We start from the raw sequence: 6,813 nt of genomic DNA, 5'->3' as shown, positions 1-6,813 counted from the left end.
ACATCCTCATTCCGCGCTCAAGATGGCTTCCCCTCGGCAGTTCATCAGGGCTAAATCAAACTAGCCGATCTGTCCGGTGAAACGGGGGCACTCCAATACCGTCTCGCCTGGTTCAAAACTCTGCTCAATGATCGTCAGCTTTTGCTCGGTTGTCCACCGCCTGCGGCGAACATCACCCGTCAGCAATTCAACGTGTCGATACTCGTTAGACATAAGCCTGTCCTCAAGCCTGTGCTTGAGCCTTTCTGCTTATGCCGACCTGTCCGGTCGAAATGGGGGGCAGTTCAGCAAGTACCAGTTTCCATCCTGCGGATTGTTGGATCCTTTTTCCAGAACGTAAGCATGAGCGCCAGCGATAACGGCCGGGGTACCGGAAGGTAACTCATAGTGTCCTTTCAATGTAAATTCAGCATTTGATGCTCCGCCGACGGAGATTATCTCTATTCCGTTGACAGTATCTCCGCCCTCTCCAAAATTTTCTATATGAACGGTACTTTCACCATAGGTATTACCTTCAATGATCAGCTTATCGGTTTGAGACTGATCATCCCCCAATACGGCTTTGATATGAACCACACTACCGGGCAACCCACGATAGTCATTAGCAATCGCGAAGGTGCCATAAGTTTTGCTGTCTCCCGGGGACAGCACGCCGTTGCTAACAACTAATTCTGCCACCCCACTACCGGCGAGAAGCGAGTTAGCGCCAATGATTGTCTTGCCACCCAACTCGCTAGACAAGAACAGCGCGCCCGACTGGATTTCGGTTTTCCCATTAAAGGCAGAGCTGTTCTGGCTAAAGTGAGCACTCCCGCCCCCAGTAAGAATAAGGTTACCGTCTCCCTCGATAAGGTTATCGACCGAATAAATATCGTTACGGTCGAATATTAGTTTGGCACCTTCATCTAACTGGATACCTCCCTTTATGCTTCCTCTCGCTTGGCCGTCACCAACTTTCAACACCCCTTCGGAAATACGGGTTCCGCCGGAGTAAAAATTGTCATCGGTTAATATCAGCGTCCCAGCGCCCAATTTCGACAAACTGCCCTCACCTGCTATCGAGGAGGTGATGAACGCCTCACGGCTCTCTGTAGATATTCCATTGCCATCATCATTCTGTATTAACAAAATGGGGTGAGAAATCTTAACTGGGGGAAGATCTTTATAAACCAGTTCAAGAATACCGCCGTCAATTGTTAAAGCTTCGCTGGTGGCCCCAAGGGCTTTATCAGTTGTTACGACCAAGGTTCCCAAACTAATCGTCCAGGGCGTCTTAGCATCTGTCCCTCCAAACAGCGTCCATGTTGCCTTCCCGGTTTTTTCAAATAAATCAAACCCACGATATACCGCGCCGCTATCAAAATCGCCCAGTTTTGGGACATGAAAAAAATAGTCGTCGTCCCCACCGAGGACAAATTTATTTCTGTATCCATCTGCTATGGTAGCGCCGACAGTTATGGCGCCATCTCGTATTTCAAAATGATTATCAGAGCCTGATATACGTACGGCAATATTCCCTCCTGAGTGGAGAGCTCCCGCATTGACAATCTTGTTGCGGTCACCCAGCGCAACAATAGCAGGTGCCATAACAACTGCGTCCCCGTCGGAGCCAGTATTACCATATCCGCCTCCGTGAATTTGTCCTGCATTGATAACAGAATTGTCTCCTGTAAGTAAAACGCCCATGCCCCCGGGGCTGCGTACTTTCAGCTCCCCGCTATCGTTACCGCCTCGCCCCCCAGAAATATTGTCCAAATTAAGCAGTCTGGCTCCATTATCGAGGATAACGCCCGCGCCGCCGCGACCTCCCAAGCCCGCTCGCCCGTCCATACCGTTACTGGCTCCGCCGCTGCCTCCCTCACCACCTCTAATGAGCCCATGGTTCATCAAATTGTCGCTATTTTTAATAAAAACTCCAGCTCCGCCATCGCCTCCTGAGCCACCGCTGCCTTCCTTTCCCTCACCTTGGGTTAGCTCCCCCTCACTAAAAGCAGCACCACCGTCCCCGCCGTTACCCCCGCGAACCGCCGAATGGCGCCCAATTATGATTGGACTATCGCCCTTCCCCTTGCGCATTACGAGGCCGGCACCGCCTCCGCCACCACCGCCGCCGTTAGCAGCTCCTTGGACGCCCTGTGTGCCGACGTGTCCATCCTCCCCAGCTACTGGTCCGACGATAGTATCCCCCTCCAACAACACCCTCCCCGGATCACCGCCGGCCCCACCGAGCCCACCACTTAGATTTGTGCCACCATCGCCCCCTCGTCCATTTTCTCCCTCTGCTCCCCGATAAAGTTGGGATGCCGACCGTCCCCCACCGTTACCTCCGGCATCCCCTCCCATCGGCTCAAGGCCCTGCGCGTGAGCGCAAAATGAAACCACAGAAAACAGTGGCACAATAAAAGATGAGCATAACAATTTCTTGTTGAACAATTTGCACAAGTTCATTTCAATACCTCTAATATAAATAATAAATTTATTAATAATCATGAAGCAAATCATGGTTAACGTTGCTGATTTGCGATCACAATAAAAGCATTTTTTTACCAATTTTGATTATTTTTTACAAAAACTATTACATTGTATTTTAATTATTATAGAATTAACATTTATAATTCTTGGATTTTTTGTTTTATCTCAACTATATATTTTAATTTTTTACAGTTAAACATTAAATCATCCATGTAAGAATACTTAATTACGTGTGACTTTTTCATAAAGTACTTTAAACAACTCGGAAAAATATGAGTTTTTACTGATATTTTTCTTTTTGCTTGTGAAAAAATTAAACCGCACTGCCCTGCCCTCGCTGGCTAGAAAGAAGCTCAGCAAATTGTTATGCCTTTGGACGAAAGCCGGGCTTCGAAGCTAAGGCTGGCAAGAAATCTGATTATGCAGATGGGAACGTCATGAAAATTCCACGACCAACAGACCTTATCGAAAGCCTACCTGCTACCGTGCCCTTTGTCGGGCCCGAGACGCTGGAAGCCCAGCGAGGCAAGCCATTTGCGGCACGTATTGGCGCCAATGAGAGCAGCTTTGGCCCAGCACCGTCCGTAATCGCAGCCATGCAAAAGGAAGCTTCGGAAGTTTGGAAATATGGCGACCCCGAAAATCGCGAGTTGCGAGAAGCGATAGCGGCGCATCACGACATTAAAGCCGAAAACGTGATGCCGGGTGCTGGTGTCGATGCCCTTCTGGGGCTGGTCGTCCGTCAATATGTTCAGCCGGGGGACAAAGTGATAAACTCGCTCGGCGGATACCCCACCTTCAACTATCACGTCGCAGGATATGGCGGGCAGCTGATAACTGTTCCCTACCAGAATGATAAAGCCGACCTTGAAGCTCTGATTCATATGGCGCGGAAGGAAAAGCCTGCGCTGCTCTATCTAGCAAATCCCGATAATCCGATGGGCACATGGCATGAAGGCAGCGATATTCAGAGCTTTATCGAAAGCGTTCCGGAAACAACAATGCTCATTCTGGATGAAGCTTATTGTGAGAACGGCCCCTCATCTGCTTTCCCGGCTTTTGAGCCTGATCGACCAAATATATTGCGCATGCGCACTTTTTCAAAAGCGTATGGGCTGGCAGGAATTCGGTGCGGATATGCGATAGGAAGCGCAGCTGCAATTAAGAATTTCGACAAGATCCGCGATCATTTTGCCGTCAATCGGATTGCACAAGCGGCAGCCATCGCCGCGCTTAAGGATCAGGACTATTTACGTGACGTGGTTGCAAAAATTAAGGCCGGTCGAGATCGTATTTCAAAAATAGCGACAGAAAACGGTCTGACAGCAATCCCCTCTGCAACAAATTTTGTCGCGATTGACTGCGGAGAAGATGGAGCATTTGCAACGGCAGTTCTTAACGGGTTGATAGATCGGGATGTATTCGTGCGCAAACCGGGTGCTCCGATACTCGACCGCTGTATACGGGTGAGTGTCGGAGTGAAGGAACAGCTCGATATATTTGAAGCAGCGCTGCCGGATGCCCTCAAAGCAGCACGCCAATCATTCAAAAGGAATAAGAACGCCGGATGATGCGGATGATATCGGATAAAAACGACCCGAGAGCACCAAATATTCTGTTGAGCACTTTGGGTGGCGTTTGCGGCGCGCTGGCGATTATCGCTTACGCCGCTTCTGCTCATTCAGGCGCTAGCCAACTGGGTATCATTGCCCCGCTTTTGTTGGGACATGCGCCCGCGCTGCTGGTTCTATCGATATTTGCCCCGCTAAGTCGCGCTGCTTTATTAGGTGGTGTGCTGCTTATTGTGGGCCTGATGTTGTTTTGCGGAAGTCTGCTCTATCTGGAACTCATCGGAAACCGATTATTCCCTTATTCAGCGCCATTGGGTGGGATTCTGATGATAATTGGCTGGCTCACCGCAAGTGCCACAGGATGGTTTTCTAAAAAGGCCTAAATCGTAACTTCCCAGAAAAGAAAGGGGCAGCAATGCCCCTTTCTGGTTTCAATATCAGGAAGTACCTTTCAGCCGGGCATTGCAAAGACTGTAATAGCCGCCACCTTTTTGAATCCATTTCAGCCTGTTGAGGGCATTGGCTTCTTTTGCAGCGTGATATTGGTCAAGACATGTACGCATACGAGCCTTGCCGGGTTTTTCATTTGCGTATTTTGAAGAGATTGCGGTTGGGAATTTAATACCGCGGGGAGCAGCCATTGATGGTGCAGGCGGCTCTTTGTCTCCGTCTGAGCTTAAAGCAACCGGATCAGCACCTGGTCCACATTCGGACTTGCGAAACGCATTCCATTTGATCCCGCCGTCAACACCTGCATCTTTTGCAGCTTGGTATTTTGCACTGCACTGTTTCATGGTCAGGCTCTTAGCCTCAGGAGTAGGTGCTGCCGCTTTTGTTTTAGAAGCAGAAGGTGTTGCTGCTGAGTTAGCTGGAGATGCAGCACTGTCTCCACACTGGGTTTTGCGGAAATCATTCCACTTGAGACCCCCAAGTGTGCCCGCCTCTTTCGCCGACTGATATTTCGCACTGCATTCTTTCATCGTCAGAGCGCTAGCAGGCGCTGACAAAAGCAAGGCAGCGAACCCTGCGGAAACCGCGGCTCCGGCCAAAGATTTTAGTGTAATAGTAGTCATTTAGATGCCTCTTACTACAATGAGAAATTACGCTGTATAATTTAACCGTACAGAATCTCTAATATTTATATTTCCTTATAATCGTGGGAAATACCTTACTATATACTAGCAAAAACAACTTATACCTGCCTATGATTTCTATAATATTGTTAAATATGCTGCTATAAATAAAAAAGGCGCACCGCTTGCACGGTACGCCCCTTCTGACTGGAGGTCAGTTATATTACTGGTGAGCAGCTATATTAATGTGCGTTCATCCAATCACGAGCGCCACGTAGGGCGGCGGCAAGTTCGCTCTTGCTCATGGTTGCAGCAACTTGGTTGCGCATGCGGGCAGCTTTTTGGTTTCCGCGAATGGCAGCTATGTTGAGCCATTTATGCGCTTCCACCACGTCAATTTCACAGTCTCGGCCTATCGCATATTTCAAGCCCAGTTCCAAAAGAATGCGATCTTGAGTGGCCGGTTTATCGCGCTGCAAAAGGCTTTGAGATTGCACCATTATATTCGTCCCTGTTAAATCCCGAGAACCGTCCAGTCTGTTTTCCGATGCTTCGTTGCGCTGCGTCGGACCGCCGGATCTGTCGTTCTGTTCATGATTTTGAAAATAGGACGAAGGATTAAAACCCTCGTTAAACCAGATGCTTAACAAGGCGACAACAAAATCCCAACAAGGAGTAAACTTGGGAATCTGTTAAACATACAAGCCGCGCTGATCATTACGATTTCTGAAAACTATCCACATTTGACGCTTAACATTCTGAAACCAAAAAATAACCATAGGCTAACTTCAAGACCAGACTGGCGAGCCGAGCCTTATGCTAAAACAAAAAAGGGCCCGTTAAACGAGCCGTATTTCTGGAATGAAACATTCATTCGATCATATTATTTTGTTTTATGTCCGAAGAGAATTCGGTGTTCCTCATCTTTGTCCGCAGTGGCTGCTGCCCTTTCTCGCTCTTCCTTACCAACGAGTAAGCCGCGCTGCACAGCGGGCCGAGCATTGACGGCTTCATGCCAGCGCTTGAGATTCGGGAAATCCTCGAGTTTCTGATCATAATTGGCGTGAGCGTTGATCCAACCAATACAGGCCATATCAGCGATAGAATATTCGCCTGCAATATAATCATGGCCGACGAGCTGCCGATCAAGCACCCCATAAAGTCGATTGACCTCATGCGTATAACGGTCAATTCCGTATTGGACTTTTTCACGCGCATAAATGCGGAAATGGCCAGCCTGCCCGGACATTGGGCCAAGGCCGCCCATCTGCCACATGAGCCATTCATCTACTGCAACCCGCTTTCGCTCATCTTGAGGGTAGAATTTCCCGAATTTCCGGCCCAAATATTGGAGGATCGCACCGGATTCAAAAACGGAAATCGGATCGCCACCAGGTCCTTCCGGATCGATAATTGCGGGCATTCGGTTGTTGGGGGCGATTTTCAAAAACTCGGGATCAAATTGATCGCCTTTGCCGATATTGATATATTTTACCACGTAGGGAACGCTAAGCTCTTCTAGCATAATGCTGATTTTAAAACCGTTCGGCGTGGGCCAATAGTAAAGCTCTATGGGTTTTGTCTGCTGCGTCATATCGGCTAACTCCCGCTTTGTTGGGCTCGCGCCCATTTCATTTCCTCAGTAAGATAAGCGTTAAAAAGTGTTGCGCAAGCGTAGCTCTTGCCTCGGACTGAAT

6 protein-coding genes and 1 pseudogene are annotated in these 6,813 nt (G+C 48.8%); 2 read left to right on the top strand and 5 right to left on the bottom strand.

Translation table 11 applies throughout. The features are described from left to right. Window positions 1–96: 96 nt before the first annotated feature. Both C7374_RS03645 and C7374_RS16475 read right to left on the bottom strand, forming a co-directional pair. A pseudogene (locus tag C7374_RS03645) lies at window positions 97–213 on the bottom strand (transposase); the annotation flags it as partial. A gap of 36 nt (window positions 214–249) precedes the next feature. Further along, a complete protein-coding gene (locus tag C7374_RS16475) occupies window positions 250–2,490 on the bottom strand; it encodes an autotransporter outer membrane beta-barrel domain-containing protein (RefSeq protein ID WP_158527796.1) in 2,241 nt (746 codons plus the stop codon). 419 nt (window positions 2,491–2,909) lie between these two features. On the opposite strand from C7374_RS16475, the gene C7374_RS03635 reads away from it, so the two are divergent. Both C7374_RS03635 and C7374_RS03630 read left to right on the top strand, forming a co-directional pair. Beyond that, window positions 2,910–4,043 carry a pyridoxal phosphate-dependent aminotransferase gene (locus C7374_RS03635; protein WP_111574213.1) on the top strand — a complete coding sequence of 378 codons (1,134 nt, stop codon included), beginning with the start codon at window positions 2,910–2,912 and terminating at the stop codon, window positions 4,041–4,043. 5 nt (window positions 4,044–4,048) lie between these two features. Beyond that, entirely contained in the window at window positions 4,049–4,426 is a 378-nt protein-coding gene (locus C7374_RS03630; protein ID WP_111574276.1) for a DUF423 domain-containing protein, read from the top strand. Window positions 4,427–4,480: 54 nt separating this feature from the next. Here C7374_RS03630 and C7374_RS03625 read toward each other — a convergent pair whose 3' ends face one another. From C7374_RS03625 to C7374_RS03615, 3 genes are all read right to left on the bottom strand, one after another. After that, on the bottom strand, window positions 4,481–5,116 hold the full coding sequence (locus C7374_RS03625; protein ID WP_111574212.1) for an antifreeze protein: 636 nt from the start codon (window positions 5,114–5,116) through the stop codon (window positions 4,481–4,483). 242 nt (window positions 5,117–5,358) lie between these two features. Continuing rightward, window positions 5,359–5,616: a sel1 repeat family protein gene (locus C7374_RS03620; protein ID WP_111574211.1), complete on the bottom strand. Its 258-nt coding sequence runs from the start codon at window positions 5,614–5,616 to the stop codon at window positions 5,359–5,361. 383 nt (window positions 5,617–5,999) lie between these two features. Beyond that, window positions 6,000–6,710, bottom strand: coding sequence for a glutathione binding-like protein (locus C7374_RS03615; RefSeq protein WP_111574275.1), 711 nt, complete (start codon window positions 6,708–6,710; stop codon window positions 6,000–6,002). Between the last annotated feature and the right edge of the window lie 103 nt (window positions 6,711–6,813).

Source organism: Falsochrobactrum ovis (assembly GCF_003259955.1).
GTDB lineage: Bacteria > Pseudomonadota > Alphaproteobacteria > Rhizobiales > Rhizobiaceae > Brucella > Brucella ovis_A.
The sequence above is the reverse complement of the archived record's forward strand: the minus strand, read 5'-3'. Positions and strand labels throughout refer to the sequence as shown.